Origin of the sequence: Thalassococcus arenae, from assembly GCF_019104745.1 — a bacterium.
Taxonomy (GTDB): domain Bacteria; phylum Pseudomonadota; class Alphaproteobacteria; order Rhodobacterales; family Rhodobacteraceae; genus Thalassococcus_B; species Thalassococcus_B arenae.
In genome coordinates this window covers 396,166-421,014 of sequence record NZ_JAHRWL010000002.1, presented here as the reverse complement: position 1 = coordinate 421,014, position 24,849 = coordinate 396,166, and the positions used below count along the sequence as shown (strand labels likewise).

24 protein-coding genes and 2 tRNA genes are annotated in these 24,849 nt (G+C 67.4%); 16 read left to right on the top strand and 10 right to left on the bottom strand.

Going from position 1 to position 24,849, the window contains the following annotated elements:
- Nucleotides 1-5 precede the first annotated feature (5 nt).
- The 3 genes from KUH32_RS13395 to guaB all read right to left on the bottom strand — a co-directional run bounded on the left by KUH32_RS13395 (nt 6) and on the right by guaB (nt 4,992).
- The gene (locus KUH32_RS13395; protein ID WP_217779824.1) at nt 6-2,183 is read right to left on the bottom strand and encodes a hybrid sensor histidine kinase/response regulator; all 2,178 of its coding nucleotides are present in this window, start codon (nt 2,181-2,183) and stop codon (nt 6-8) included.
- Between the two features lie 212 nt (nt 2,184-2,395).
- Nucleotides 2,396-3,547, bottom strand: coding sequence for an RsmB/NOP family class I SAM-dependent RNA methyltransferase (locus tag KUH32_RS13390; RefSeq protein ID WP_217779130.1), 1,152 nt, complete (start codon nt 3,545-3,547; stop codon nt 2,396-2,398).
- Nucleotides 3,544-4,992 (bottom strand): IMP dehydrogenase, encoded by a 1,449-nt coding sequence (gene guaB, locus KUH32_RS13385; RefSeq protein ID WP_217779129.1) that lies wholly within the window; start codon nt 4,990-4,992, stop codon nt 3,544-3,546. The genes KUH32_RS13390 and guaB overlap by 4 nt, the downstream gene beginning before the upstream one ends.
- Before the next feature lie 156 nt (nt 4,993-5,148).
- Here guaB and speB point away from each other — a divergent pair, with 156 nt between their 5' ends.
- The 4 genes from speB to KUH32_RS13365 all read left to right on the top strand — a co-directional run bounded on the left by speB (nt 5,149) and on the right by KUH32_RS13365 (nt 10,214).
- The gene (speB, locus tag KUH32_RS13380; protein WP_217779128.1) at nt 5,149-6,108 is read left to right on the top strand and encodes an agmatinase; all 960 of its coding nucleotides are present in this window, start codon (nt 5,149-5,151) and stop codon (nt 6,106-6,108) included.
- Between the two features lie 117 nt (nt 6,109-6,225).
- Nucleotides 6,226-7,374 (top strand): CaiB/BaiF CoA transferase family protein, encoded by a 1,149-nt coding sequence (locus tag KUH32_RS13375; RefSeq protein WP_217779127.1) that lies wholly within the window; start codon nt 6,226-6,228, stop codon nt 7,372-7,374.
- Nucleotides 7,375-7,422: 48 nt separating this feature from the next.
- On the top strand, nt 7,423-8,088 hold the full coding sequence (locus KUH32_RS13370) for a hypothetical protein (protein WP_217779126.1): 666 nt from the start codon (nt 7,423-7,425) through the stop codon (nt 8,086-8,088).
- Between the two features lie 86 nt (nt 8,089-8,174).
- Nucleotides 8,175-10,214, top strand: a complete 2,040-nt coding sequence (locus tag KUH32_RS13365; protein WP_217779125.1) for an ASKHA domain-containing protein — start codon at nt 8,175-8,177, stop codon at nt 10,212-10,214.
- Between the two features lie 145 nt (nt 10,215-10,359).
- Here the strand turns inward: KUH32_RS13365 and KUH32_RS13360 are convergent, their stop codons facing one another.
- The gene (locus KUH32_RS13360) at nt 10,360-10,668 is read right to left on the bottom strand and encodes a hypothetical protein (RefSeq protein WP_217779124.1); all 309 of its coding nucleotides are present in this window, start codon (nt 10,666-10,668) and stop codon (nt 10,360-10,362) included.
- Between the two features lie 151 nt (nt 10,669-10,819).
- On the opposite strand from KUH32_RS13360, the gene KUH32_RS13355 reads away from it, so the two are divergent.
- From KUH32_RS13355 to KUH32_RS13345, 3 genes are all read left to right on the top strand, one after another.
- Nucleotides 10,820-11,365, top strand: coding sequence for a hypothetical protein (locus tag KUH32_RS13355; protein WP_217779123.1), 546 nt, complete (start codon nt 10,820-10,822; stop codon nt 11,363-11,365).
- 188 nt (nt 11,366-11,553) lie between these two features.
- The gene (locus KUH32_RS13350) at nt 11,554-12,567 is read left to right on the top strand and encodes a helix-turn-helix domain-containing protein (protein ID WP_217779122.1); all 1,014 of its coding nucleotides are present in this window, start codon (nt 11,554-11,556) and stop codon (nt 12,565-12,567) included.
- Between the two features lie 34 nt (nt 12,568-12,601).
- Nucleotides 12,602-12,675: transfer RNA gene (locus tag KUH32_RS13345), tRNA-Gly, on the top strand.
- 56 nt (nt 12,676-12,731) lie between these two features.
- On the opposite strand, the gene KUH32_RS13340 is transcribed toward KUH32_RS13345, so the two are convergent.
- On the bottom strand, nt 12,732-13,826 hold the full coding sequence (locus KUH32_RS13340) for an acetoin utilization protein AcuC (protein WP_217779121.1): 1,095 nt from the start codon (nt 13,824-13,826) through the stop codon (nt 12,732-12,734).
- Between the two features lie 82 nt (nt 13,827-13,908).
- On the opposite strand from KUH32_RS13340, the gene KUH32_RS13335 reads away from it, so the two are divergent.
- Nucleotides 13,909-15,003 carry an AbrB family transcriptional regulator gene (locus KUH32_RS13335; RefSeq protein ID WP_217779120.1) on the top strand — a complete coding sequence of 365 codons (1,095 nt, stop codon included), beginning with the start codon at nt 13,909-13,911 and terminating at the stop codon, nt 15,001-15,003.
- Here the strand turns inward: KUH32_RS13335 and KUH32_RS13330 are convergent.
- The 3 genes from KUH32_RS13330 to KUH32_RS13320 all read right to left on the bottom strand — a co-directional run bounded on the left by KUH32_RS13330 (nt 14,969) and on the right by KUH32_RS13320 (nt 18,176).
- On the bottom strand, nt 14,969-16,789 hold the full coding sequence (locus KUH32_RS13330) for an ABC-F family ATP-binding cassette domain-containing protein (protein WP_217779119.1): 1,821 nt from the start codon (nt 16,787-16,789) through the stop codon (nt 14,969-14,971). The genes KUH32_RS13335 and KUH32_RS13330 overlap by 35 nt on opposite strands.
- Before the next feature lie 112 nt (nt 16,790-16,901).
- Nucleotides 16,902-17,636: a GNAT family N-acetyltransferase gene (locus KUH32_RS13325; RefSeq protein ID WP_217779118.1), complete on the bottom strand. Its 735-nt coding sequence runs from the start codon at nt 17,634-17,636 to the stop codon at nt 16,902-16,904.
- A 78-nt stretch (nt 17,637-17,714) separates the two neighbouring features.
- Nucleotides 17,715-18,176 (bottom strand): outer membrane protein assembly factor BamE, encoded by a 462-nt coding sequence (locus KUH32_RS13320; RefSeq protein WP_217779117.1) that lies wholly within the window; start codon nt 18,174-18,176, stop codon nt 17,715-17,717.
- Nucleotides 18,177-18,269: 93 nt separating this feature from the next.
- Here KUH32_RS13320 and KUH32_RS13315 point away from each other — a divergent pair, with 93 nt between their 5' ends.
- The 8 genes from KUH32_RS13315 (at nt 18,270) to KUH32_RS13280 (ending at nt 23,881) form a co-directional block, all read left to right on the top strand.
- Entirely contained in the window at nt 18,270-18,833 is a 564-nt protein-coding gene (locus KUH32_RS13315; RefSeq protein ID WP_217779116.1) for a YceD family protein, read from the top strand.
- A 172-nt stretch (nt 18,834-19,005) separates the two neighbouring features.
- Nucleotides 19,006-19,212 carry a 50S ribosomal protein L32 gene (gene rpmF, locus KUH32_RS13310; protein WP_217779115.1) on the top strand — a complete coding sequence of 69 codons (207 nt, stop codon included), beginning with the start codon at nt 19,006-19,008 and terminating at the stop codon, nt 19,210-19,212.
- A gap of 21 nt (nt 19,213-19,233) precedes the next feature.
- On the top strand, nt 19,234-20,340 hold the full coding sequence (gene plsX, locus KUH32_RS13305) for a phosphate acyltransferase PlsX (RefSeq protein ID WP_217779114.1): 1,107 nt from the start codon (nt 19,234-19,236) through the stop codon (nt 20,338-20,340).
- On the top strand, nt 20,337-21,308 hold the full coding sequence (locus KUH32_RS13300) for a beta-ketoacyl-ACP synthase III (protein ID WP_217779113.1): 972 nt from the start codon (nt 20,337-20,339) through the stop codon (nt 21,306-21,308). Before plsX ends, KUH32_RS13300 begins: the two co-directional genes overlap by 4 nt.
- A 98-nt stretch (nt 21,309-21,406) precedes the next feature.
- Nucleotides 21,407-21,709: an integration host factor subunit alpha gene (gene ihfA / locus KUH32_RS13295; protein WP_217779112.1), complete on the top strand. Its 303-nt coding sequence runs from the start codon at nt 21,407-21,409 to the stop codon at nt 21,707-21,709.
- A gap of 10 nt (nt 21,710-21,719) precedes the next feature.
- Nucleotides 21,720-22,532 (top strand): MerR family transcriptional regulator, encoded by an 813-nt coding sequence (locus KUH32_RS13290; RefSeq protein ID WP_217779111.1) that lies wholly within the window; start codon nt 21,720-21,722, stop codon nt 22,530-22,532.
- Nucleotides 22,533-22,601: 69 nt separating this feature from the next.
- Nucleotides 22,602-22,678: transfer RNA gene (locus KUH32_RS13285), tRNA-Pro, on the top strand.
- A 123-nt stretch (nt 22,679-22,801) separates the two neighbouring features.
- Complete coding sequence (locus KUH32_RS13280; protein ID WP_217779110.1) at nt 22,802-23,881, top strand: 2'-deoxycytidine 5'-triphosphate deaminase; 1,080 nt, start codon at nt 22,802-22,804, stop codon at nt 23,879-23,881.
- Nucleotides 23,882-23,889: 8 nt separating this feature from the next.
- Here the strand turns inward: KUH32_RS13280 and KUH32_RS13275 are convergent, their stop codons facing one another.
- On the bottom strand, nt 23,890-24,123 hold the full coding sequence (locus tag KUH32_RS13275; protein WP_217779109.1) for a hypothetical protein: 234 nt from the start codon (nt 24,121-24,123) through the stop codon (nt 23,890-23,892).
- A 70-nt stretch (nt 24,124-24,193) separates the two neighbouring features.
- A complete protein-coding gene (gene scpB / locus KUH32_RS13270) occupies nt 24,194-24,802 on the bottom strand; it encodes an SMC-Scp complex subunit ScpB (protein ID WP_217779823.1) in 609 nt (202 codons plus the stop codon).
- Between the last annotated feature and the right edge of the window lie 47 nt (nt 24,803-24,849).

Here is a 24,849-nt window from a genome sequence, read left to right as displayed (position 1 = left end):
AACGGTCACGCGAACTGCGCGTGCACCGTTTCGGTCAGATCGGCAAGCGAGAACGGTTTGGCCAGGAATGTCGAATTCGGAATGTCCTGCTGGCCTTCGCCGAACATGTCCTCGGCATAGCCCGAAACGAACACCACGCGCACATCGGGGCGCTTTTCGCGAGCTTTGCGCACCCAGGTCGGCCCGTCCATGCCGGGCATGACCACATCGGTCACGAAGACATCGACCAGCATGTCCGCATCGTCCAGCAATGCCAGCGCGTCTTCGGCGGTTTCGGCCTCGACCACAGTGTAGCCGCGCAACCGCAGCGCCCGGGCGGCAAAGGCACGCACCGGCGCCTCGTCCTCGACCAGCAGCACGACACCCGACCCCTTTTGCGGCAGTTTCCGCCGGGCTTGCGGCTCGGGCTCGACCGATGCTTCGCGCCGTGCTTCATGCGCAGGGAACAGCAGTGTGAAACAGGTGCCGCCGCCCAGCACGCTGTCGACGAAGATGAACCCGCCCGATTGCTTGACGATGCCATAGACCGTGGACAGGCCGAGCCCGGTGCCCTCTCCGGTCCGCTTGGTCGTGAAGAAAGGCTCGAACACCTTCTGCAGCTTGTCCGGCGGAATGCCGACCCCGGCATCGGTGACCTTGACGCACACATAGGTGCCCGGCTCCACCACGGCCCGGTCGCGGGTCAATGGCTCGCGCAGCACCTGGCGTTCGGTCTCGATCAAAATCTCGCCGCCTTCGGACATCGCGTCTCGGGCATTGACGACCAGGTTCATCATCACCTGCTCCAGCTGCCGCCGGTCACCGCGAATCGGCGGCAGGATGGGATCGTGGCGCAGCGACAGCGTCACCCGTTCGCCGACCAGCCGGTTCAGCAGATGCGTCAGGTCCGACATGGTGTCGCGCAGGTCCAGCACTTCCGGCCGCATGGTCTGCTTGCGCGAAAACGCCAGCAACTGCCCCACCAGCGCCGCTGCCCGATTGGCGTTCTGGTTGATCTGCATGAGGTCGCCGTAATCGGGATCGCCCTGGTCGTGGCGCAGCAGCATCAGGTCGCAATGCCCCGAGATCGCCGTCAGCAGGTTGTTGAAATCATGCGCCACGCCACCGGCAAGCTGGCCGATCGCCTGCATCTTCTGGCTTTGCACGAATTGCGCTTCCAGCGTCTTGAGTTCGGTCGCGTCGTTCAGGACAGCGACGAGGACCGGCGCGCCGTCTTCCAGCGTGCGGGTCAACGTCACCTGGATGAACACCTCGCGGTCGGCACGCGTCAGACGCAGGAATTCGGAACGATGCAGACCCTTGCCGTCGGCCGCCTCGGCGATCCAGTCCTTGATGGGGCGGCCCAGACCCTCGACATAATCGCCGATCGCGGTCGGTGCGTCGGCGGCGATGTCTAGCAGCTTGGCGGCGCCGCGATTGGCCCGCAGGATGCGCCCATCCGGCGCGATCTTGAGCAGGGCCACGGGAAGCCGATCGAAGTCGGTATAGCTCGCCGCATCGGATTCGGGATCGGAAACCGGAAACAGCGTCAGTTCGACCCGGCCGGCACCGGTTTCGGCCTGCTGCACCAGGAAACGCTTGGTTCCGTCGACCGTATCGAAACTGTGCACGCCGCCGGGTTTCAACGGCAGGTCGCGCACCACTTCGTCGATCCGCTTGGCCCGGTGTCCGACCAGTGCGCGTGCCCTGGCCGACATGTACAGCACCGCACCGTTCCGGCCCAACGTCATCACCGCCTGTTCGCCCGACGCGGCCGCACCTGCCATGCCCCGCTCGAGCCGCCAGAGCGTGATTTCGGGTGACATCATGCGCGCGGTGACGCGCAGGCCCTCGGCATGGCTGGTGACATCCTCGACCGCGGGACGACCGCGGGACGCGGCCAGGCCCAGCCGGTGCAATATCCCTTCGGGTGACGCGAACACCTCGCCCAGCACCTGTGCCAGCGGTTTCGACGGAACCACGTCGAACCGCGCCCGCGCGGCCGCGTTGGCCACCAGAAGATGCCCGTCGCCATCGGTCAGGAAACACCAGGCCGGATCGTCCTCGATCCAGTCCGCGATCGCATTCGGGCCGCCCGGCCTGCGCCAGAGCGCGGCGGCGCCTTGCCCGGCAAGACCCAGGAAACCCACGGCGAACACGCCCGAAGCCGCCCAAAAACCCAACCCGGCCGTCGGGTTCGGCATCAACCAGGCGCCGGCGATGCAGATCGGAACCAAGATGCCGAAGAGCGCCGCGCGCTGGTACAAGACCCGACGCCGCTCCTGATCGCTGCTATCCCCCGAAACCGACACTGCCGCCCCCAATACATCGAATCGCCCGCTACATTTCACGGCGGAGCTTCTAACAGCAGGTTAACCCCGGGCCGGGCACATCTCAAGGTTGAGCGGCCGCGCCTTCAGCGCCGCAGAACGGCTAGATAGAATCCATCTCCGTCCTGGTCGGGCGGAAACAGGCGTTCGGTTTCCAGCCGCCAGCCGGGATTGCGCGCCTGGAACCGATCGATCTGGTCGCGGTTCTCTGCCGCGAAAATGGAACAGGTCGCATAGGCCAACGCTCCGCCGCGGCCGACCAGGCCGGACGCGGCATCGAGGATGGATGCCTGAATGATCCCGAGTTCGGTGAAGCGGTCCGGCGTCAGGCGCCACTTGCCTTCGGGCGCGCGCCGCCAGGCACCGCTGCCCGAACAGGGCACATCCGTCAGCACCAGGTCGTAGGGCCCGCGCGGGTCGGCAACCATGCGGATATCGGCCCCGGCGCGGGCCGCGCGGCCGGGCAGATCGGCCATGCGCGCGGGGTCGGCGTCATGCGCGTCGACCGGCCCGCCGTTCAGCCGGGCGGCCATCGCCAGCGCCTTGCCGCCACCGCCGGCACACTGGTCGAGCACCGTCATCCCCGGATGCAGGGGCAAGGCTTCTACCACCGCCTGGGACGAGGCATCCTGCAGTTCGACCAGGCCCGACGCATAGGCCTCGGATCGCGCCAGGGCCCGCGTGTTCCCGGTGACCCGCAACGCGAAACGCGCCCGCGGCGCGGGCTCCACGCCGATGCCTTCTTCGGCAAGGGCGCGCAGCGCTTCATCAAGATCGCCTCGCAACGTATTGACACGAAGAAAGGTTTCCGCCCTAGACCTGAACGCATCAGCCACCGTTTCGGCCTTGTCCGCCCAATCGGCAACCACCTTCTGCCAAAGCCAGTCCGGAAGGTCCGCAGCCTCGGCCCCCGCGGGATCGCGGCCGGCGGCGCGCTCCGCTTGGGTCAGCGGCGCCGGTCCATGCCCGGCTCCGGAAAACAGCGTGTCCGGGTCGATCCCCTGCTGCCGCAGCAGCCCCAGCATCCGCGCGCGACCGGTTTCCGCACCTCCCAGAACCGCGGTCGAACGCCAGCGCCGCACGGCATCGAAGACGTGGTCGCGCACGGCCGCACGATCCTTCGACCCGGCATATCGCGCGCCCCGCGCCCAGCCCAGCAACGCCTTTTCCGCCGCTTCCCCGGCGGCGATGCGGTCGAGGATCCCGATGGCCGCCTGAACCCGCGCCGCCGGTGTCATCCGACGCGGTAATTCGGGCTTTCGCGGGTGATCTGCACGTCGTGCACGTGGCTTTCCTTGAGCCCCGCATTGGTGATCTTCACGAAGGTGCAGTTGCGGCGCATCTCGTCCACCGTCGCGCAGCCGGTATAGCCCATCGCCGCGCGCAGACCGCCCACCAGCTGATGGATCACCGCGCTGGCGCTGCCCTTGTAGGGCACCTGCCCCTCGATGCCTTCGGGCACCAGCTTGTCGCTGGCGGCGTCCTTCTGGAAATAGCGGTCGGCCGAGCCGCGTGCCATCGCGCCCAGGCTGCCCATGCCGCGATAGGCCTTGAAGCTGCGGCCCTGGTACAGGATGACCTCGCCCGGGCTTTCGTCGGTGCCCGCGATCATGCTGCCGACCATCGCGCAGGACGCGCCCGCGGCGATGGCCTTGGCGAAATCGCCGGAAAACTTGATCCCGCCATCGGCGATGACCGGCACATCGCCCGCCGCCGCGGCGCAATCGCTGATCGCGGTCAGCTGCGGCACCCCGACACCGGCCACCATGCGCGTGGTGCAGATGCTGCCCGGCCCGATGCCCACCTTGACGGCATCGGCGCCGGCGTCGATCAGCGCCCGCGTCGCCTCGGCCGTGGCGACGTTGCCGGCGATCACCTGCACTTCGTTGGACAGCCGTTTTGCACGCGCGACCGCCTCGATCACGCCCTGGCTGTGGCCATGCGCAGTGTCGATGACCACGATATCGACCCCGGCATCGACCAGCGCCTCGGTCCGCGCGAATCCGGCATCGCCGACGCTGGTGGCCGCGGCGACGCGCAGCCGCCCCAACGCATCCTTGCAGGCGGTGGGGTTCAGCACCGCCTGTTCGGTGTCCTTCAATGTCAGCAGGCCGGTCAGCTTGCCGGTCTTGTCGGTGACCAGCAGTTTTTCGATCCGGCGCCCCTTCATCAGGCTGATCGCCTCGTCGCGATCCGCCGGTTCGGCCAGGATCGCCAGGTTGTCCGAGGTCATCATCACCCGCACCGGCGTGTCGTCACTTTGTGCGAACCGCATGTCCCGGTTGGTGACGATGCCGACCACGCGGTGATTGGCGTCGACCACCGGAAAGCCGGTAAAGCCGTAGCGCTCGGTCAACAGCTTGGCATCGGCCAGCGTCTGGTCGGGGCTCAGCGTGACCGGGTTGTAGACGATCCCGCTTTCGAAGCGCTTGACCCGGCGGACCTGGCGGGCCTGCTCGTCGATGTCGAGGTTCTTGTGGATCACCCCCATGCCGCCCGCCTGCGCCATGGTGATCGCCATGCGCGCCTCGGTCACGGTGTCCATGGCCGAGCTGAGCAGGGGAATGTTCAGCGCGATGGCGCGCGTGACGCGGGTACGCGTGTCGGCGGTGCTGGGCAGGACGCTGGACGCGCCGGGAACCAGAAGAACGTCGTCGAAGGTGAGCGCCTCGCGAATCTCCATGGGGGTCTCCTTGGGAGGGGTCCGGTTGGCACGTCCCTATTGCATGGGCCGGGCCCGGGTGAAAGGGTAATTCGACGGAGGGAGGGGGCCAGCCCCCTCTGGCGGCAAGCCGCCATTCACCCCCGGGATATTTCCGAACCAGAGAAGGGTGAAGGGATGCACGGATACGACAAGGGCCGCCTCGACCTGCCCTACACCGGCATCTGCACCTTCGCGAAACGGCCCTACCAGCCGGATTGGGGCGCGCTGCAGGCGGAGGTGGCGGTGCTGGGCGCGCCGTTCGATGCGGGCACCCAGTGGCGCGCAGGGGCGCGGTTCGGGCCGCGCGCGGTGCGCGAGGCCTCGACCCTGTTCAGTTTCGGCCATGCCGGTGCCTATGACCACGAGGACGACGTGACCTATCTGGGCGGGGATGTGCGCATCGTCGACATGGGCGACGCCGACATCGTCCACACCGACACGCTGCAGAGCCATGCCAACATCCGCGCCGGCGTCGAGGCGGCACTGCGCGCGGGCGCCCTGCCGGTGGTGATCGGCGGCGACCATTCGGTCAACATCCCCTGCATCGAGGCCTATGAAGGCCACGCGCCCTTTCACCTGTTGCAGATCGACGCCCATCTGGATTTCGTCGATGAACGCCACGGCGTGACCCGGGGCCATGGCAACCCGATGCGCCGTGCGGCGGAGAAACCCTGGGTCAGCGGATTGACCCAGCTCGGCATCCGCAACGTGTCTTCGACCGCCAGGGAAGGCTATGACGACGCCCGCGCCCGTGGCTCCGACATCCTGTCGGTGCGGCAGATGCGCGGGCTGGGCCCGCGGGCCACCGCCGCGCGGCTGCCGGCGGGCGCGCCGGTCTACATCACCATCGACATCGATGCCTTCTGCCCGTCCATCGCACCGGGCACCGGCACGCCCAGCCATGGCGGATTTCTGTACTACGAGGTTCTGGAGCTGCTCCAGGCGGTCGCGCATGACCATGACGTGGTCGGCATAGACCTGGTCGAGGTGGCGCCCGACTACGACCCGACGGGGTCCACCGCGATCCTGGCCGCGCAACTGTTGATGAACCTGCTGGGCTTCGTCTTTCACGCCCGCGCATTGCGCAACGGCTAGGCATCCTCCGCATCCGGGTGCGGCGGAACACCGCCCCCCGGCCCCGACGCCCTTGCCGTCATCGCCGCTTCACGCTTGTCTGGCAGCGAGCAGCAAACACAAGAACCGGAGACCTCCATGTCCCTGCCCCTGCGCGGATACACCATCCTCGACCTGACCCATGTGCTGGCCGGGCCTTTCTGTACGCAGATCCTGTCCGACATGGGTGCCGAGATCATCAAGGTCGAACGGCCCGGCATCGGCGACGACACCCGCGCCTTTCCACCCTTCAAGGATAAGAAATCGGCCTATTTCGCCGGCTTGAACCATGGCAAGAAATCCATCGCGCTGGATCTGCATGCCGATGACGACAAGGCGATTTTCGAACGTCTGCTCGATCGCGCCGACGTGCTGGTCGAAAACTTCCGCCCCGGCGTGTTGGAACGGCTGGGCTATGGCTGGGAGGCCGTGCATGCGCGCTTTCCCCAGATCGTCTACGGCGCGGTGTCGGGTTTCGGCCATACCGGCCCGGATGCCAAGCGGCCCGCCTACGACATGGTGGTTCAGGCGCGCGGCGGGGTGATGTCGATCACCGGCGAAAAGGGCCGCGAACCGGTGCGCGTGGGGGCCTCGATCGGCGATATCGTGGCAGGCATGTTCCTGTGCCAGGGTATCCTCGCCGCGCTTCTGGACCGCCAGCGCAGCGGCAAGGGCCGCAAGATCGACGTGGCCATGCTCGACAGCCAGCTGGCGATCCTCGAACACGCCGTCGCCATCACCTCGATCACCGGCAAGCCGCCGGTGCCTTCGGGTGCGCGCCATCCCACGATCACCCCGTTCGAAACCTTTCACGCCTCGGACGGGCTGTTCGTGATCGCCGCCGGCAACGACAAGCTGTTCGAAAAGCTGTGCGTGGCCCTGCAATTGCCGCTGGCGCAGGACGAACGCTTTGCCACCAACCCGGCGCGCTGTGAAAACGCCCGGCTGCTGAAGCGCCTGATCGAGGCGGTGACGCTGGACCAGACCCGCGCGCACTGGATCGCCAAGCTGACCAACGCCGGAATTCCCACCGGCCCGATCCAGGATGTGGGCCAGGTGATGAAGGATCCGCAGATCCTGGCGCGCAACATGGTGGTCGACGTTCTGGACAAGTACGGCCGCACGGCCTTCAAGGCCGCCGGCAACCCCATCAAGATGTCCGACTGCCCCGACCTGCCCACCCGGCCGCCCGCTCCGGACCTGGACGGCAACCGGGCCGAGATCCTGCGGTGGCTGGAAAAGGGCTGACCGGCGACGCCGCTTGCCGTGCCGTCCGGGCCGGCGCACACTCGTCCGATGGAAGACCGACAGCCAGGAACCGCGCGGCGGATCGGGCGCACGGTCCTGCGTCTGGGCGCGTCGGGACTCGTGATCGCCGCCGGCCTGTCGCTGTTCGACGTGGTGCAGGACCAGCTGCACGGCACGGCGCCGGGAATGCTGCCGTTGGCCTTGCTGCTGCTGGCCTTCGTGCTGCTCATGGCCCTGCCCTTCGTGCCCGGCGTCGAGATCGGCATCGCGCTGCTGCTGATGCGCGGCGCCGAGATCGCACCCTATGTCTGGCTGGCCACGACCGCCGCGCTTTGCCTGGCCTATCTTGCCGGGCGGTGGCTGCCGACGCGCTGGCTGGTGACGGCGCTCGAAGACCTGCACCTGCGGCGCGGCGCGGCACTGGTCGCCCGGATCAGCGGAACGCCACCGGCACTGCGGATGCGCTGGCTGGGCAGCCGCCTGCCGCTCTGGCTGCGCCCGATGGTCCGGCGCGGGCGCTATCCCGCGCTGGCGGTGCTGCTGAACCTGCCGGGCAACGCGGTGCTGGGCGGCGGCGGCGGCATCGCCCTGATGGCCGGGCTCAGCGGCATCTTCACCGCGCCGGCCACGCTGCTGACGGTGCTGCTGGCGACCGCGCCGGTGCCGCTGGCGGTGTGGCTTTTCGGCCCGACCATCCTGCCCTGGACCGGCTGAGACGCTTTCCGCCTCTCATCCGACGCAACCCGCCTTTCCCTCGGGGCGTGAATCGCTATCTTCCCGCCGCAAAGGCAGGAGCGCGCATGTCCCAGGATCCCCTCGTCGTCTTCACCCCGTCCGGCAAACGCGGGCGGTTTCCGGTCGGCACGCCGGTGCTGACCGCCGCCCGGCAGCTGGGCGTCGATCTCGATTCGGTCTGCGGCGGACGCGGCATCTGCTCCAAGTGCCAGATCACCCCCAGCTACGGCGAGTTCCCCAAGCATGGCGTCACCGTGGCCGCCGACGCGCTGTCGGAGTGGAACGCGGTCGAGGAACGCTATGACCAGAAACGCGGCCTGAAATCCGGGCGCCGACTGGGCTGCCAGGCGACGGTTCAGGGCGACATCGTCATCGACGTGCCCCCCGAAAGCCAGGTGCACCGCCAGGTGGTGCGCAAGGCCGCCACGGCCCGCGTGATCGAGATGGACCCGGCCACGCGCCTGTTCTACGTCGAGGTCGAAGAGCCCGACATGCACGAGCCCACCGGCGATCTCGAACGCCTGGCCCGCGCGCTCCGGACGCAATGGGACATCCCCGCCATCGACACCGATTTCGCGGCGCTGCAAACCCTGCAACGGGTGCTGCGCAAGGGCCACTGGAAGATCACCGTGGCGCTCTACAAGGCCAGCGACAGTGCGACCCCGCGCCTGGTCGCAGCCTGGCCGGGGCTGCACGAGACCGGGCTCTACGGCCTGGCCATCGATCTCGGCTCGACCACCATCGCCGCGCATCTGACCTCGCTGGAAACCGGGCAGGTCGTGGCGTCCTCGGGCATCATGAACCCGCAGATCCGCTTTGGCGAAGACCTGATGAGCCGCGTCAGCTATGCCATGATGAACCCCGGCGGCGATGCCGAGATGACCCGCGCCGCGCGCGAGGCGATCGACACGCTGGCCCGCGACATCGCCGCCGAGGCGCAGGTCGATCCGTCGCTGATCCTCGAAACGGTGTTCGTCTGCAACCCGGTCATGCACCACCTGCTGCTGGGCATCGACCCGGTGGAACTGGGCCAGGCGCCCTTCGCGCTGGCCACATCCGGTCCGCTCGAGCTTTCGGCGGCCGAACTGGGCCTCGCGGCGCTGCGCCCCTCGGCCCGGATCTACATCCTGCCCTGCATCGCCGGCCATGTCGGCGCCGATGCCGCCGCCGTGGCCCTGTCCGAAGAACCCGGCAAATCGCAGGACCTGGTTCTGGTCGTCGATGTCGGCACCAATGCCGAAATCCTGCTGGGCAACACCACCCGCGTGCTGGCCTGCTCCTCGCCCACCGGCCCGGCCTTTGAAGGCGCGCAGATCAGTTCCGGCCAGCGCGCCGCACCCGGCGCCATCGAGGCGATCCGCATCGACCCCGTCACCAAGGAACCGCGCTTCCGCGTCATCGGCTGCGATCTGTGGTCGGACGAAGACGGCTTCTGGGACCGCACCGCCGAGACCGGGATCACCGGCATCTGCGGCTCGGGCATCATCGAGGCGGTGGCCGAACTGCGCCTGGCCGGGCTGCTGGACGAAGGCGGGCTGATCGGATCGGCCGAACAGACCGGCACCACCCGCTGCGTGCCCGAGGGCCGGACACACGCCTACCTGATCCACGACGCCACCGCCGAAGGCGGCCCGCGTATCACCGTCACCCAGGGCGACATTCGCGCGATCCAGCTTGCCAAGTCGGCGCTCTATGCCGGTGCGCGTCTGCTGATGGACGAAATGGGCGTCGACACCGTCGACCGCGTGGTGCTGGCGGGGGCGTTCGGCGCGCATATCTCGCCGCTGCACGCCATGGTGCTGGGGATGATCCCCGATGTGCCGCTCGACAAGGTCACCTCTGCAGGCAACGCCGCCGGAACCGGCGCGCGCATCGCGCTGTGCAACACCGCCTCGCGGCGCGAGATCGAGGCCACCGTGCGCGAGATCACCAAGGTCGAGACCGCGATCGAGCCGAAATTCCAGGAACATTTCGTCGCCGCCAACGCGATTCCGCACAAGACCGACCCGTTCCCGGAACTGGCCAAGATCGTGACCTTGCCAAAGGTGGCCTTCAACACCGGCGGCGACCGCGAAGGCGGCGGGCGGCGGCGCAGGCGGGCCTGACAGAGCTGCCGGGTGACGCGCGGAATCATCCGCTCGGAACTCACCGGATCACGGTATCACCACGCGTGAGCGGGTCCGAACGCTTGCTCGAACACAGCCGCGCACGTCACTCGGCGGATCGCGTTCCGCAGACCCGGCGCTGTGCTCACTGGTTCGACGACCATGCGCAGCGGTCGAAATCGGCGTAGTGCAGCAGCGCCTCGGTGCGGCCGGACGGCACGAGGCGCGAACAGCCTTCCAGCGCATCGGCGCTTTCGAACACCGACACGACACCGTCGCCGCCGCCGCGCGCGCACAGCTCCTCGCCCGAGGCCAGCCACCGCACGATGCGCGCCCCGCCCTTGATTTCCGCCGCGAACAGATGCTCGGCCCCGCTGTCGTTGCGCACGCAGACCTGCGCAGCGGCAAGCCCCGGCAGGGCGCAGGCGGTCAGGACGGCTAAGACAGATCTCATCCCTTCACTGCACCACGCGCCCGCGCACCTGTCCAGTCACGCTGTCGCACGGGAATGACACCGCAACGTGACACCCCGCGCTCCGATCGTGACCCAGCGGCCCGGCCACGGCGGCTAGCATGGAGATACCGCAAGCAAAAGGAGGACACCCATGTTCCGCACAGCCAAAGCCGCCACGCTGGCGCTCGCTCTGGCCAGCCCCGCCATGGCCCAGGACGACGCCTTCGGCACTGATGCCGATGCCGATTACGCTGCCACGCTGTGGCAAGTCATGACCGAAATGCGCCTGGCCGGCGACGGGATGCTGCAGGCCTTTCCCTATGACGGGGTCGAGCCGCACGGCATGATGCTGGAGACCTTCTACACCACCGCCACCGTCGGCGGGCACGAGGGCCAGCTGGTGGTCAAGCGCAATTACGGCCCTGAAGGCGTCAGCGCCGAAGAGGTGCTGAGCGATCCCGGCAAGCACCTGGGCGCCTACACCGTGATGTTCCGCCGCGAAAAAGGCTATGACGCAGACAATGCCGATTGGTTCTGGGTCAAGTACCTGCCCGACGGATCGCTGGACAAGAACCCGGCGGGGATGCGGCTGGCCGGTCGGGTGGCCAAGGGCGCCGATGCGGGCTGCATCGCCTGCCATTCCGGGGCCGAAAACTACCTGTTCACCAATGCCGGTTTCGGCGCGATGATGCAGTAGACAAGGCTGTGCCGGGCGCGCCGGTGACGGCTCGGCCGATCGAACCGGGACTTTTGTCCAGCGTTATCAGATTTTTGAAGAAATGGACCGGTCCTTTTCAAAATCGATCAGCCACCAAGTGACCGGTCCGCGTCGCGCTTGTGTTACCCTTGGGTCAGCCCAAACCGTCAACAGAAGGCGTTTCGCCCATGCCCGACCTGCCCTCTTACCTGCACGGCGCCACGCTGGCGCTGCTCATCCTGCTGCTGGCGCAGGTCGCGATGGCGCGCATCGACACCGCGCTGCGCATCGCCGCCGCGGGCTACCTCCTGGGCGGCATCACGCATCATTTCCTCGGAACCGATCCGGCCAGCGCCAATCCGGCGCTGCTGCTGTTCTGCCTGATGAACCCTGCCTTCCTGTGGTGGATGGTGCTGTGCATCTTCGACGAACACCCCCGCCACGGTGCGGTGGGGGCGATGATGACGGGCTTTCTGGCCATCGCGCTGCTGCTGCCGCCAGGGCTGGCGCCGGCGGCCGGGCAACTGGCGACGATCGCGGTGCTGGGTCACGTGGTCTATCGCTCGCTCACCGGCCTGTCCGAAGACCTGGTCGGCGCGCGCCGCGCGTTCCGGCTGACCATCGGCCTGGTGTTGCCCTTGATCGGGATCGCCGACGCTTTGGCCCTGGCACTGCAACCGGTGCCGACCGAAACCCTGCTGATCGCCAAGCTGGCCACCGACCTGGCCGTCGCCCTGGGATTTGCGATCTGGATCACCGCCCTGCGACCGGGCCTGTTCGACACGCACCAACCCCGCAACCGCGTTGATTTCCGCGACGAGGCGGATGCCCGCGCGCTGGCCGATCTGCTGGCCACCGGCATCCACCGGCAGGAAGGGCTGACGATCGGTGCCTTGGCAAATGAGCTGTCGCTGCCCGAGCACCGGGTGCGGCAGATCATCAACACCCGCATGGGCTATCGGAATTTCAGCGCCTTGCTGAACGACCTGCGCATCGACGACGCCAAGGCGCAACTGGCCGATCCGGACAAGCGGCACCTGCAGATCGCCCAGATCGCCTTTGCCGCGGGCTATGCCTCGCTGCCGCCGTTCAACCGTGCCTTCCGCGACCGCACCGGCCAGTCGCCCAGCGAATTCCGGCGCGACCGGTGGGATGCGGAAACCCCGGGGCAAACCCACCGAACCGGCCTGCGCCCGGCTTGACGGCAACCGCGGCAGGGCGTAAGCCCGGTCGCAAGCGGGTATGGTGTAGTGGTAGCGCGCCGGCTTCCCAAGCCTGAAGTGCGGGTTCGATTCCCGCTACCCGCTCCAGCTTTTTCGCTCTTTCACCAATCCGTACTGAATTCGGGCAAAACAGGACGGATTGGTCACAGCCGATCCCGCAAGCGGGCAACGGCCGCGCGCACCGCGTCGCGCACGGGACCGGGGCGGGGCGGATCGGCAAGCGTTGTCAGCAGCGCCGGATCGGGCCGCGCCTTGCGGTGCCAGCCAAGCCCCGCCAGCACGTTCTGCGCCTGGGGCGCAAGACGCTCCGGCACGTCCTGCCCCGACAATTCCGCCCAGACCCGCGTCCAGCATCGCGCCACGCTCCACGGGTTGTAGCCGCCGCCGCCCGACACGATCAGCCGCGGCGCCAGCGGCCGCAATTCCCGGACCGCCTCGACATGGGCATTGTTGGACAGGCGCAACCGCGACAAGGGGTCTTCGGCCAGCGCATCCGCTCCGCATTGCAAGAAGACCGCGTCGGGCCGGAAATCCACAACCGCCGGTACGACAAGCTCCTGCAATACAAAGGAAAACTCGTCGTCGTTGAAATCGCGCGGCACCGGCAGGTTGAAGGCTGCACCACCGCCGTCATCCTCCAGCGCGCCGGTGAAGGGCCAGCGCCCGCCCTCGTGCACCGAGATCATCCGCACGCTGTCGGACCCGGAAAAGGCCACCTCGACCCCGTCGCCGTGATGGGCGTCGATATCGACATAGGCAACGCGCGCCAGCCCCATCTCGAGCAACCGCTTGATCGTCAGAACCGGCTCGTTGAGATAGCAAAAGCCCGCCGCGCGGTCGGCCAGCCCATGATGGGTGCCGCCACCGGGGTTGAAGACCGCACCGCCCGGCGCCACCAGTTCCGCCGCCAGCAACCCGCCGCCCACCGCCGTCGCCGGCCGGCGGAACATCTCGGCGAAGACCGGGTTCGACAAGGTGCCCAACCCATAGCGCCGACGCACCGTATCCGACACCGCGCCCGCCATCTCGGCCTGCATCAAGGCCGCGACGTAATCCTCTGTATGAAAACGACAAAGCGCCTCTGGCTTGGCGCGCGGCGAAGTCCGGTATCGCTCTGGCCCAAGCCAGCCCAGGGCGCGGCACAGGTCGATCACCGCGGGCACCCGTTCGATCGACAGCGGGTGCCGGGTGCCATAGCGCGAACCGCGATAGATCGGAGAGCCGATGAAAAGCGTCATGGCCCGAACCTAATCGAACGGGCGCCGCGGCCAAGGGCGGAAAGGCTTTGTTTCTGGCGGCTTGCGAACGTATCAGCAGGGTATGACGACGCGACGCATCACCCTGCTGACCCTCGCGCTCATGGCGGTCGGCGCCGTGGGCGGCTGGCTGGCATCCGTGGCGCATCTGCCGCTGCCCTGGCTTCTGGGCAGCCTGGCGGTCACCGCACTGCTGCAGCCGCTGCCGCCGATCGACCGCGCACTCGGCCCCTACCGCTATCCGATGACCCTGCGCAGCTTTTTCGTCGCGCTGATCGGGGTGATGATCGGCAGCCAGGTCACGCCGGAATTGCTGGGGCTCGTCGCGGCGTTGCCATGGACGCTGGCCGGTCTGTTCGTCTTCGTCCTGCTGGCCCATGGCGGCAATTTCGTCATCTTCCGCCAGTTCGGCGGCTACGACCGGCCCACCGCCTTCTATTCGGGCACACCCGGCGGGCTGATGGAAAGCATCCTGATGGGCGAAGAGGCCGGGGCCGACACGCGAATCCTGACGGCCCAGCAATTCCTGCGGATCATCATCGTGGTGACGCTGCTGCCTCTGGGCCTGTCGCTGTGGCTGGGCCGACCGGTGGGCAGTGCGTCGGGCCTGGCCGGCGATGTCGCCGCCACGTCGATCGCGCCGCCGCAGCTTGTGCTGATCCTTTGCACGGCCGCCATCGGCCTGTGGCTGGGTCGCCGGCTGCGCCTGCCTGCGGCCCAGTTGACCGGGCCGTTGGTGCTGGCCTCGGCGGCCAGCCTGACCGGTTCGCTGGACCTGCACCTGCCCTATTGGTTGATCGCGCTGGCGCAACTGGCCATCGGCGTCAGCCTGGGCATTCGGTTCCGCGGGCTGGACCTGGCGCTGCTGCGCCGGTCGTTCGGGCTGAGCCTGGTCTCGGTCGGGTTCATGATGGCGCTTGGCGCGGGGTTCGCCGCGGCGCTGACGGCGGTGACCGACCTGCCTTTCCTGCACCTGCTGGTCAGCTATGCGCCCGGCGGCGTGGCCGAAATGTCGGTGGTGGCGCTGAGCCTGGCCGCCAGCCCCGCGCTGGTCAGCCTGCATCACATCCTGCGCATCCTGCTCACGGTGGTCGAGATGGGCGTGCTGGCACGGCTGTTGCGGATCAGCCCGCCGCCTCGGCCTTCTCCGCCAGGATGAGCCATTCCTCTTCGGCCGCGGCCAGACGCGCCTGCCGGTCCGTCAGCGCCTCGGTCGCCTTGCGGAACTTGACCGGCTCGCGGGTGAACAGATCGGCATCGGCCAGCAGTCCTTCCAGCTTGCCGATCTCGGCTTCGATCCGCGCGATCTCGTCGGGCAGAGCCTCCAGCCGGTGCCGTTCGGTAAAGGACAGCCCCGCGGGTTTCGCCTTTGGCTTGGGTGCGTTGTCGGCCTTGGCCGGTTTCGCGGCCCGCTTCGTGACGGCCGGCTCGGCGCCATCTCCGCGCTGGCTGCGGTAATCGCTCCACCCGCCGGCATAGACCACCGCTCGGCCGTCGCCTTCCATCGCAACCGTGGTCGTGGCTACGCGGTCCAGGAAATCGCGGTCGTGGCTGACCAGCAGCACGGTGCCGTCATACTCGCCCAGCAGGTCCTGCAACAGGTCCAGCGTTTCGACGTCGAGATCGTTGGTCGGTTCGTCCAGCACCAGCAGGTTGCTGTCCTGCGCCATGATCCGCGCCAGCAGCAGCCGCGCCTTTTCGCCCCCCGACAGCGCCCGCACCGGCGCCCGGGCCTGGCGTTCGTCGAACAGGAAATCCTTGAGATAGCCCACCACGTGCTTGGGCTGGCCGCGCACCATCACCTGATCGGACTGGCCCGAGACCCGCATCGTGGGGTCGGTGGTCAGGCTGTCCCAAAGGCTCTGGTCGGGGTCGAGCTGCGACCGGGTCTGGTCGAACACCGCCATCGCCAGGTTGGTGCCCAGCTTGACGGTGCCGCTGTCCGGCGCGATCTCGCCTGTCAGGATGCGGATCAGGGTGGTCTTGCCCACACCGTTCGGCCCGACAAAGGCGACCCGGTCGCCGCGCTGCACCGTCAGGGTCAGATCGCGCACGATCCGCCGGTCGCCGAAGGCATGGGTGACGCCCCGCGCCTCGATCACCTTCTTGCCCGATTGCGGGCCGGACGCGAAGTCCATCGCAGCAGTGCCCTGCCGGCGGATCATCGCGGCGCGGTCGGCGCGCAGGTCGCGCAGCGCGCGCAGCCGGCCCTGGTTGCGCGTGCGCCGCGCCGAGATGCCCTCGACCGCCCAGCGGGCTTCGGCCTTGATCCTGCGGTCCAGCTTGTGCCGCGCGCTGTCCTCTTCGGCCCAGGTCTTGTCGCGCCAATCCTCGAAGGCGGCAAAACCCTTGTCCAGACGCCGCACCTGGCCGCGGTCGATCCACAGCGTCGCGCGGCTGAGTTCGGTCAGGAACCGGCGGTCGTGGCTGATCAGGACAAAGGCGGCCTGGGTCGCGCGCAATTCCTCTTCGAGCCAGCCGATCGCCTCGATATCGAGGTGGTTGGTCGGCTCGTCCAGCAGCATCAGTGCCGGATCGGTCGCCAGAAGCCGCGCCAGCGCCGCGCGGCGCCGCTCACCGCCCGACGCCGTCGCCACGGGGCGGTCGGGGTCGAATTTCAGCCCCGCCCCGGCGCGTTCCACGCGATACAGCTCGGACGGCGCCAGATCCTGCGCGGCGAAATCGCCCAGCGTCGCGAATCCCGACAGGTCCGGGTCCTGCTCCATGTAGCCGGCACTCACGCCCGGCCCCAGCACCCGATCGCCGCGATCGGGCTCAACCAGGCCCGCCATCACCTTCATCAGCGTCGATTTGCCCGATCCGTTGCGCCCGACCAGCGCGATCCGGTCGCCGGGCTGCACGACCAGGCTGAGCCCGTCAAAGACGGGATCGCCGCCGAAAGTCAGCGCAATCTCGGAAAGCTGAAGAAGCGGAGCCGGTGCCATGGCGCGCAGCTAAGAGAGCGGACGCGCGACGTCAATGCCCGATCCCCTGCTTCATCTGGCCGAAAATACCCCGGGAAGTGTGAGGGGCTGGCCCCTCACCGGCCTGCGGTTCTCAACCCGCGACCGCGCGCAGCAACCGCTTGCGCGCCGGCGGGATCGCCGCGATCTCGACGCCGGTGAAGACATGCAGCGTGTTCATCTGCACATCGACCACGGCGTGGTCGCTGACCCAGCCGCCCATCATCAGGTAGGTGCGCAGCAAGGGCGGCATCCGCGACATCGCCTTTTTCGCGTCGGGCTTGCGCCGCAGCCGCTGGGCGAAACGGAAGACGTCCGGCGCCTTGACCCGCGGCAGCCAGCGCTTGGGTGCCAGGTGGCGGTGTTTCAGCATCGCGAAGGCGTCGTAATACTGTTTGGCATCCGTGCCGGTGAACGAAGCGCAGCCGAACAGCAATTCGACCCCGTGGTCGTCGACATAGGCCGCCATGGCACCCCAGGCGGCGCGCAGGATATCCGGGTCGTGTCGGTCGGGATGGATGCAGAATCGGCCCATCTCGACCATCGGACCGCGGTAGGATTCGAGCGCCGACAACTCGTAATACTGCGCCGCGTAGCTGCGGCTGATGTCGCGGCCGTCACTGAGCGGCAGGAAACGGAAGCAGCAGACCAGCGCCCCGTCGCGCAGATCGGTCACCAGAACGTGGTCGCACAACGGATCGAAGGGGTCGCTGTCCGACCCGTCCGGATCGCCATGAAAGGCCATCGCGCGCAGGCGCTGCGCGGCGCGCAGGTCGTCGCCTGTCGCGGCATGCCGGACGGCATAACGCCCCTTGCAGAAGCGGATCATCGCGCTGCCCTCGTGCCTGGACCCCCGGCCGGTTCGCGGACTGGGTGCCAGAGCGTCATGACAGGACCGTGACGGACGTCAGTTGGTCAGCAATTCGCTGGCGTTCAGGCCGCCGATATTGCCGAAAAGCTTGCGAATGAACCCGATGTCGCGGTCGCTGGACTGGGTCACCCGGCGCACCAGGGGCACGACCTGCCCGTCCTCGAGGCCGTAAGTGACGACGTTGTCGACCACGCCGGTTTCGTCGAAGGTGATGGCCAGCACGGTCCGGTCGATGACTTCGGGCCGGCGCCAGGCGAAATGACGCACCTGCGATTCGACGTAGTAGATGCCGCCTTCGGTACGCACGCTTGCAGTGGTCGGCACACCGATCGTGTCCTCGACCGAAGCGCGGGTATCGATGCCGGGAACGATCTGCTGCAATTCTTCTTCGGGCGGCACGTAGCCATGCGTCCGGTATTGCGCGGTGCAGCCGCTCAGCACGGCGATACCCGCCACCGCAACCACCAGTTTCACGCGCGCTGAGATGCCGCTTGTCATGCTCACGCCTAGCCTCGACCCTTGTTTCGGCCTCGCGGCCCTTCTATCCCGATTACAGAAGGAATGCCCGCCGTTCAAGCAAAGGACAACGCCATGCCCGCGCACGAGGCCAAGACGACGCGCCTGACCCCGTCGGCACTGGACCAGAACCACCCGACCGAGTTCACGATCGTACCGGATGCACCGACCCGCCATGCGCTGGCCGACGAGTTGGGCCTGCTGGATCTGCGCAAGCTGCGCTTCGCGGGTGCGCTGCACCCGGAGGGCAAGGCGGGCTTTGTCCTGAAGGCCGAACTCGGCGCCACGGTGGTGCAGCCCTGTGTCGTCACGCTGGCGCCGGTGACCACCCGGATCGACACGCCGGTGCTGCGCCGCTTCGTTCCCGCCGACCGCCTGGAGCATTTCGAGGCCGGGTCCGAGACCGAAACCCCCGAGGATGACAGCATCGAACCGCTGGGTGCGGTGATCGACCTCGACGCGGTGATGGCCGAGGCGCTGGCGCTGGCCTTGCCGGTCTATCCGCGCGCCGAGGGCGCCGATCTGGGCGAGGCGGTGTTCGCAGGTCAGGGAATCGATCCGCTGCGCGACGACGATCTCAAGCCGCTGGCCGGCCTTGCCGCGCTGCGCGACAAGCTGACGGACGGGAACAAGGAATAACCGGCGGCCAACCGAAAAGATTCCGCTTGCCCTTTCGCCCGCTCTGCGTATTTTCGCGCCTTCACCGAATTCCGGGCTTGTGTCACCGGGTGCCTTGGCAGTAAGAGGCGCGGACACACGCGGCCCGCCCATGGCAGGGACGCCCTGCCCCTGAGACGATCGAGATAGAGACATGGCTGTCCAGCAGAACAAGGTTTCGAAATCGCGCCGCAACAATCGTCGCGCACATGACGCGCTCGTTGCCGCGAATCCCAACGAATGCGACAATTGCGGCGAACTGAAGCGTCCGCACCACGTCTGCCCGTCGTGCGGCCACTACGCCGAGCGCGAAGTCGTGGCGATGGCGGACGAGATCGATCTGGACGACGACGCGGCATAACGCCCTTCAAGGCCTGCGCCCATGAACTCTGAGCGGGATCGCGCGAGGACGGGCAACGGGCCTGTTGTGATTTCGGTCGACGCGATGGGCGGCGACCGTGGGCCGGCGGCCGTGGTCGCCGGTATCGTGCGTTCGGCCACCATCAACCCCGATATCCGGTTCATCCTGCACGGCCCCCGGGACGAGCTCGAGCGCCTTATCTCGCGCCGCAAGCAATTGCGCGACCGCTGCGAGATCCGCGACGCCGCCGGTGTCGTGACGATGCACGACAAACCCAGCCAGGTCATGCGCAACGGCAAGGACACGTCGATGTGGTCGACGCTGGATTGCGTGCGCAACGGCGAAGCGACCGTGGCGGTCAGTTGCGGCAATACCGGCGCGCTGATGGCGCTGAGCATGATCCGTCTGCGCAAGCTGCCCGGCGTCAACCGCCCCGCCATCGCGATCCTGTGGCCGTCGCGCAACCCGCAGGGTTTCAACGTGATGCTGGATGTCGGGGCCGATATCCGTGCCGACGCCCGCGACCTGCTGCAATACGCTTTGATGGGCGCTTCCTATGCCCGCAACGGCCTGAACCTGCCGGTGCCGCGCGTCGGCCTTCTGAACGTCGGTACCGAGGAACACAAGGGCCGGGCCGAGCTGAAAGAGGCGCATGACCTGATCGGCGATCTGGCCGAACAGGGCAAATACGAATTCGTGGGCTTCGTCGAAGGCGGCGACATCCCCGGCAATACCTGCGACGTGATCGTCACCGACGGATTTACCGGCAACGTGGCGCTGAAGACCGGTGAAGGCACCGCGTCGCTGATCGGCGACCTGCTGCGCGAGGCCTTCGCCTATACCCCGCTGTCTCGGCTGGCCTCGTTGCTGGCCTACACGTCGCTGCGGCGGCTGAAGAAACGCATCGACCCGCGCCGGGTGAACGGCGGTGTCTTTCTGGGCCTGAACGGAACGGTGGTGAAATCCCACGGTTCGGCGGATGCCACCGGCATTTCCTCGGCTGTCAAACTGGCCTTCGAACTGGCGCAATCGGGATTCGCCGACCGGCTGGCGGCGCGGGTTGCCTCGGCGGCCGAGCTTGCGCAGGATGACGCGCAAGCAGAGCAGCAAAAAGAATCAGGCACATGACAACGCGGGCAGTCGTGATCGGGGTTGGGCATTACCTGCCCGAACGCGTCGTGGAAAACGCCGAGTTCGAAAAATCTCTGGACACTTCCGACGAATGGATCCGCGCCCGGTCCGGCATCGAACGGCGGCATTTCGCGGCCGAGGGCCAGACCACGTCGGATCTTGCGGTGCGCGCGTCGCGGGCGGCATTGGCCGATGCCGGCCTGGCGGGCGACGATCTGGATGCGATCATCCTGGCCACCTCGACCGCCGATCTGACCTTTCCGTCGGCCGCCACGATGGTGCAGGCCGAACTGGGCATGACACGTGGTTTCGCCTTTGACGTCCAGGCGGTCTGTGCGGGCTTCATCTATGCCCTGGCCAACGCCAACGCGCTGATCGTGTCGGGACAGGCGAAACGGGTTCTGGTGATCGGCGCGGAAACCTTTTCGCGGATCATGGACTGGACCGACCGCACCACCTGCGTGCTGTTCGGCGACGGTGCCGGCGCCCTGGTCCTCGAGGCGCGCGAAGGCGCCGGAACCAATGCCGACAGGGGTATCCTGGCCACCGACCTGCATTCCGACGGCCGGTTCCGCGACATCCTCTACGTCGATGGCGGCGTCAGTACGCAGAATACCGGCCATCTTCGGATGCAGGGCAAGGAGGTGTTCCGCCACGCCGTGGAAAAGCTGGCGGCGACCGCCACGGCCGCGCTCGACAAGATCGGCATGGAGGCGCAGGAAGTCGATTGGGTGGTGCCGCACCAGGCCAATATCCGCATCATCGCGGGCACTGCGAAGAAACTGGGTTTGCCGATGGAACGGGTCGTGGTGACCGTGCAGGACCACGGCAACACGTCGGCCGCATCGATCCCGCTGGCACTGTCGGTGGGCAAGGAACGCGGCCAGATCAAGCCCGGCGATGTGCTGGTCACCGAAGCCATTGGCGGCGGGCTTGCCTGGGGGTCGGTTGTGTTGCGCTGGTGACGCCGAAAACGCCGCGTGAACCCGCCCATACAAGTGCTTGATATTGACTCGGAAATTGCACCGGTCCATCCTCGTGCGAAAGAAGGGGAGGACCGGAGATGGGTGACAATACCTTGACGCGCATGGATCTGAGCGAGGCGGTCTTTCGAGAAGTGGGCCTGTCGCGCAACGAAAGCGCCGATCTGGTCGAAGCCGTTCTGCAGCACATGTCCGACGCGCTGGTCGCTGGCGAGCAGGTCAAGATCTCGTCCTTCGGCACGTTTTCGGTACGCGACAAGGCGGCCCGCGTGGGGCGCAATCCCAAGACCGGTGAAGAGGTTCCGATCCAGCCGCGCCGGGTACTGACCTTTCGGCCGTCGCACCTGATGAAGGAACGCGTCGCCAACGGCAACCGCAAGTAAGGGGCACGCCATGGCCAAGTCGCGCGATGCCTTCCGGACCATCTCGGAAGTCGCCGAATGGCTGGACACGCCGGCCCATGTGCTGCGGTTCTGGGAAAGCAAGTTCACCCAGATCAAGCCCGTGAAACGCGCCGGCGGGCGCCGCTACTACCGCCCCAATGACATGGAATTGCTGGGCGGAATCAAGAAGTTGCTGCATGAAGACGGGATGACCATCAAGGGCGCGCAAAAGGTATTGCGCGAACAGGGGGTCAAGTATGTCGCGGGTTTGTCGACGACGCGCGTGACCGCGGATCCCGAACCCGACACGCTGGTCGAAGACGCGCCCTACGTCGAAGTCGAAAGCCCCGAAACCGTCGTGCCCTTTGCGCGCGCCGAAGACGACGGATCGGCCGGACCGCGTGCCGGAGCCGAGATCGAGCAAGGCACCGATCCGGCCGAGACCGAAGCGCCTCAAGCCGACGACGACGGCAGGACGGCGGAGCCGGAGGCCGAAACCGACGCGGTGGCGGAGGCAGCTGCCGACGGCGATGGTGACGCCGCCGGTAGAGACGCGACCGCCGAAGACGACCTGGCGTTGCCGGATTTCCTGAAACGCCCGGACGCGTCCGAAGAAACCCCGCCACCGGCACCCGACGCGCCCGCGGTGCAGCCGCGGGTTCCCGACGATCCGGATATCGACGCGATCACGGCCGAGCCTGGCCTGCTGGGACGCTCGGCAGCCCTGTCTGACTTGCCGCCGGAGATCGCGCACGCGGTTGCCGAACAGCTGCCCGCACTTTGGCGTCACGCGCAGAAGTTGACCGGGCCTGTAGCGCGCTGAGCCTCGGCGGAAATTGCGGTATGGGGGTTGCTCCCACCCGGAAAACCGCTATGACACGGAACCACAAGTCGGGCTATGGCGCAGCCTGGTAGCGCGTCCGTCTGGGGGACGGAAGGTCGCAGGTTCGAGTCCTGCTAGCCCGACCAAGAAACCTCCGATTTTGAAAATTCTCTGCCCCGGTTCCGTCCGTCCGGATCGGGCCCGATTACCTCTCCAATTTCCTGTCCGCGCTTGCTAAGACGGCGTAAACCGGAAAAGGGGGAAGTGACATGGCGGGGGTGCTGGCCAGTCAGCAGATCGAGGCGCTTCTGGCTTCGGACGCGATCCACACGGAAACGCCGCTGGCCGAAGGCCAGATCCAGCCTGCCAGCCTGGACCTGCGGCTGGGCAATGTCGCCTATCGCGTGCGTGCTTCTTTCCTGGCCGGCAAAGGCCGCAGCGTGGCCGACCGCATCGCCGAATTCGAGATGCACCGCATCGACCTGACGGCCGGAGCGGTGCTGGAGAAGGGCTGCGTGTATGTCGTGCCGCTGATGGAGAGCCTGGCCCTGCCCGCCGATCTGTCGGCCATCGCCAACGCCAAGAGTTCGACCGGGCGGCTGGATCTGCTGACCCGCACGATCACCGATGGCGGCACCGAGTTCGACCGCATCGGCGCGGGCTATGCAGGCCCGCTCTACGCCGAGATCTGCCCACGGTCGTTTTCGGTGCTGGTCCGGCCCGGCATGCGGCTGAACCAGATCCGGTTCCGCCGCGGTCGCGCGGTGCTGGACGATGCCGAACTGACCGCGTTGCATCAGGCCGAAACGCTGGTTACCGGCGGACCGGCGGTAGTCGGCGAAGGCCTGGGCTTTTCCGTCGACCTGACGCCGGGACCGGCGGGTGTGGTGGGTTACCGGGCCAAGCCGCATACCGGCGTGATCGACCTTGACCGGATCGGGCATTACGACCCGGCCGAATACTGGGAAGTGCTGCGCAGCGACAATGGCCGACTGATCCTGGACCCCGACGCCTTCTACATCCTGGTCAGCCGCGAGGCGGTGCATATCCCGCCCGGCTACGCCGCCGAGATGGCGCCTTACCTGGCGATGGTGGGCGAGTTCCGGGTGCATTACGCGGGCTTTTTCGACCCCGGTTTCGGCCATGACGCGGCGGGCGGATCGGGCGCGCGCGGCGTTCTGGAAGTGCGCTGCCACGAGGCGCCTTTCGTGCTGGAACACGGGCAGATCGTGGGGCGGCTGGTCTATGAGCGCATGGACGAGGCGCCCGCGCAGCTATACGGCGCCGGCATCGCATCGAATTATCAAGGCCAGGGACTGAAGCTGTCCAAGCATTTCGCCGCGCCCTGAGGGCAGGGTCAGAAGCGGTTCATCCGGCCCGCCACCTTGGCCGCCTGCTTGGCCTGGCGCATCTGCTTGTTGTTCTGGCGCATCTGGCGGCGTTCCTGCGGCGTCAGCCCGTCGGTATCCGGCGCGCTCTGCTGGCCGCCGCCGCCTCGAAACGCCCGGTTCATGCCGGCATCCACGCCTTTGGAAATCAGTTTCCGCATGACGAGGCGGACAACCATATTGATGATCTGGTTCGCGTTCATGGCGCGCTCCTTTGCTGCTCACGGGGCAGTATAGCGCAGATTGCGCCGAAATCAGGGCATTTTCCGCGGATCAGTCCTCGAACATCTCGGACTGGCCTTCGTCGGTCTCTTCCTCGAGGTCGACATCGCCCTCGCCCATGGTCGGCATCATGCCGGGCGGCGTGCTGTCCAGCAGCCCCGCCGAGCGCAATTCCTTGAGCCCTGGCAGATCCCGCGCCGATTCGAGGCCGAAATGGTCCAGGAAGCTTTGTGTCACCACGAACGTCACCGGGCGGCCCGGCGTCATCTTGCGCCGGCCAAAGCGGATCCACTCCATCTCGAGCAACTGGTCCACCGTGCCGCGGCTGACGCTGACGCCGCGGATTTCCTCGATCTCGGCGCGGGTGACGGGCTGGTGATAGGCGATGATCGCCAGGGTTTCGATCGCCGCACGGCTGAGCTTGCGGGTTTCGACGGTCTCGCGGCTCATCAGAAAGCCCAGGTCGGGCGCGGTGCGGATTGCCCAGGCATCGCCGACCTTGACCACGCGCACGCCGCGCCCCTCGTAGCGGTTTCGCAGGTGTTGCAGCGCCTCGGCCGCGTCGCAGCCATGCGGCATGCGCGATTCCAGTTCCCTGACCGTAACCGGCTCGACCGACGCGAACAGGATCGCTTCGACCATGCGTTCCTGTTCGCCCATCGGCGGGGCTTCGAACAGGCTTTCACGCGGGCTGTCCGTGTCCTCCT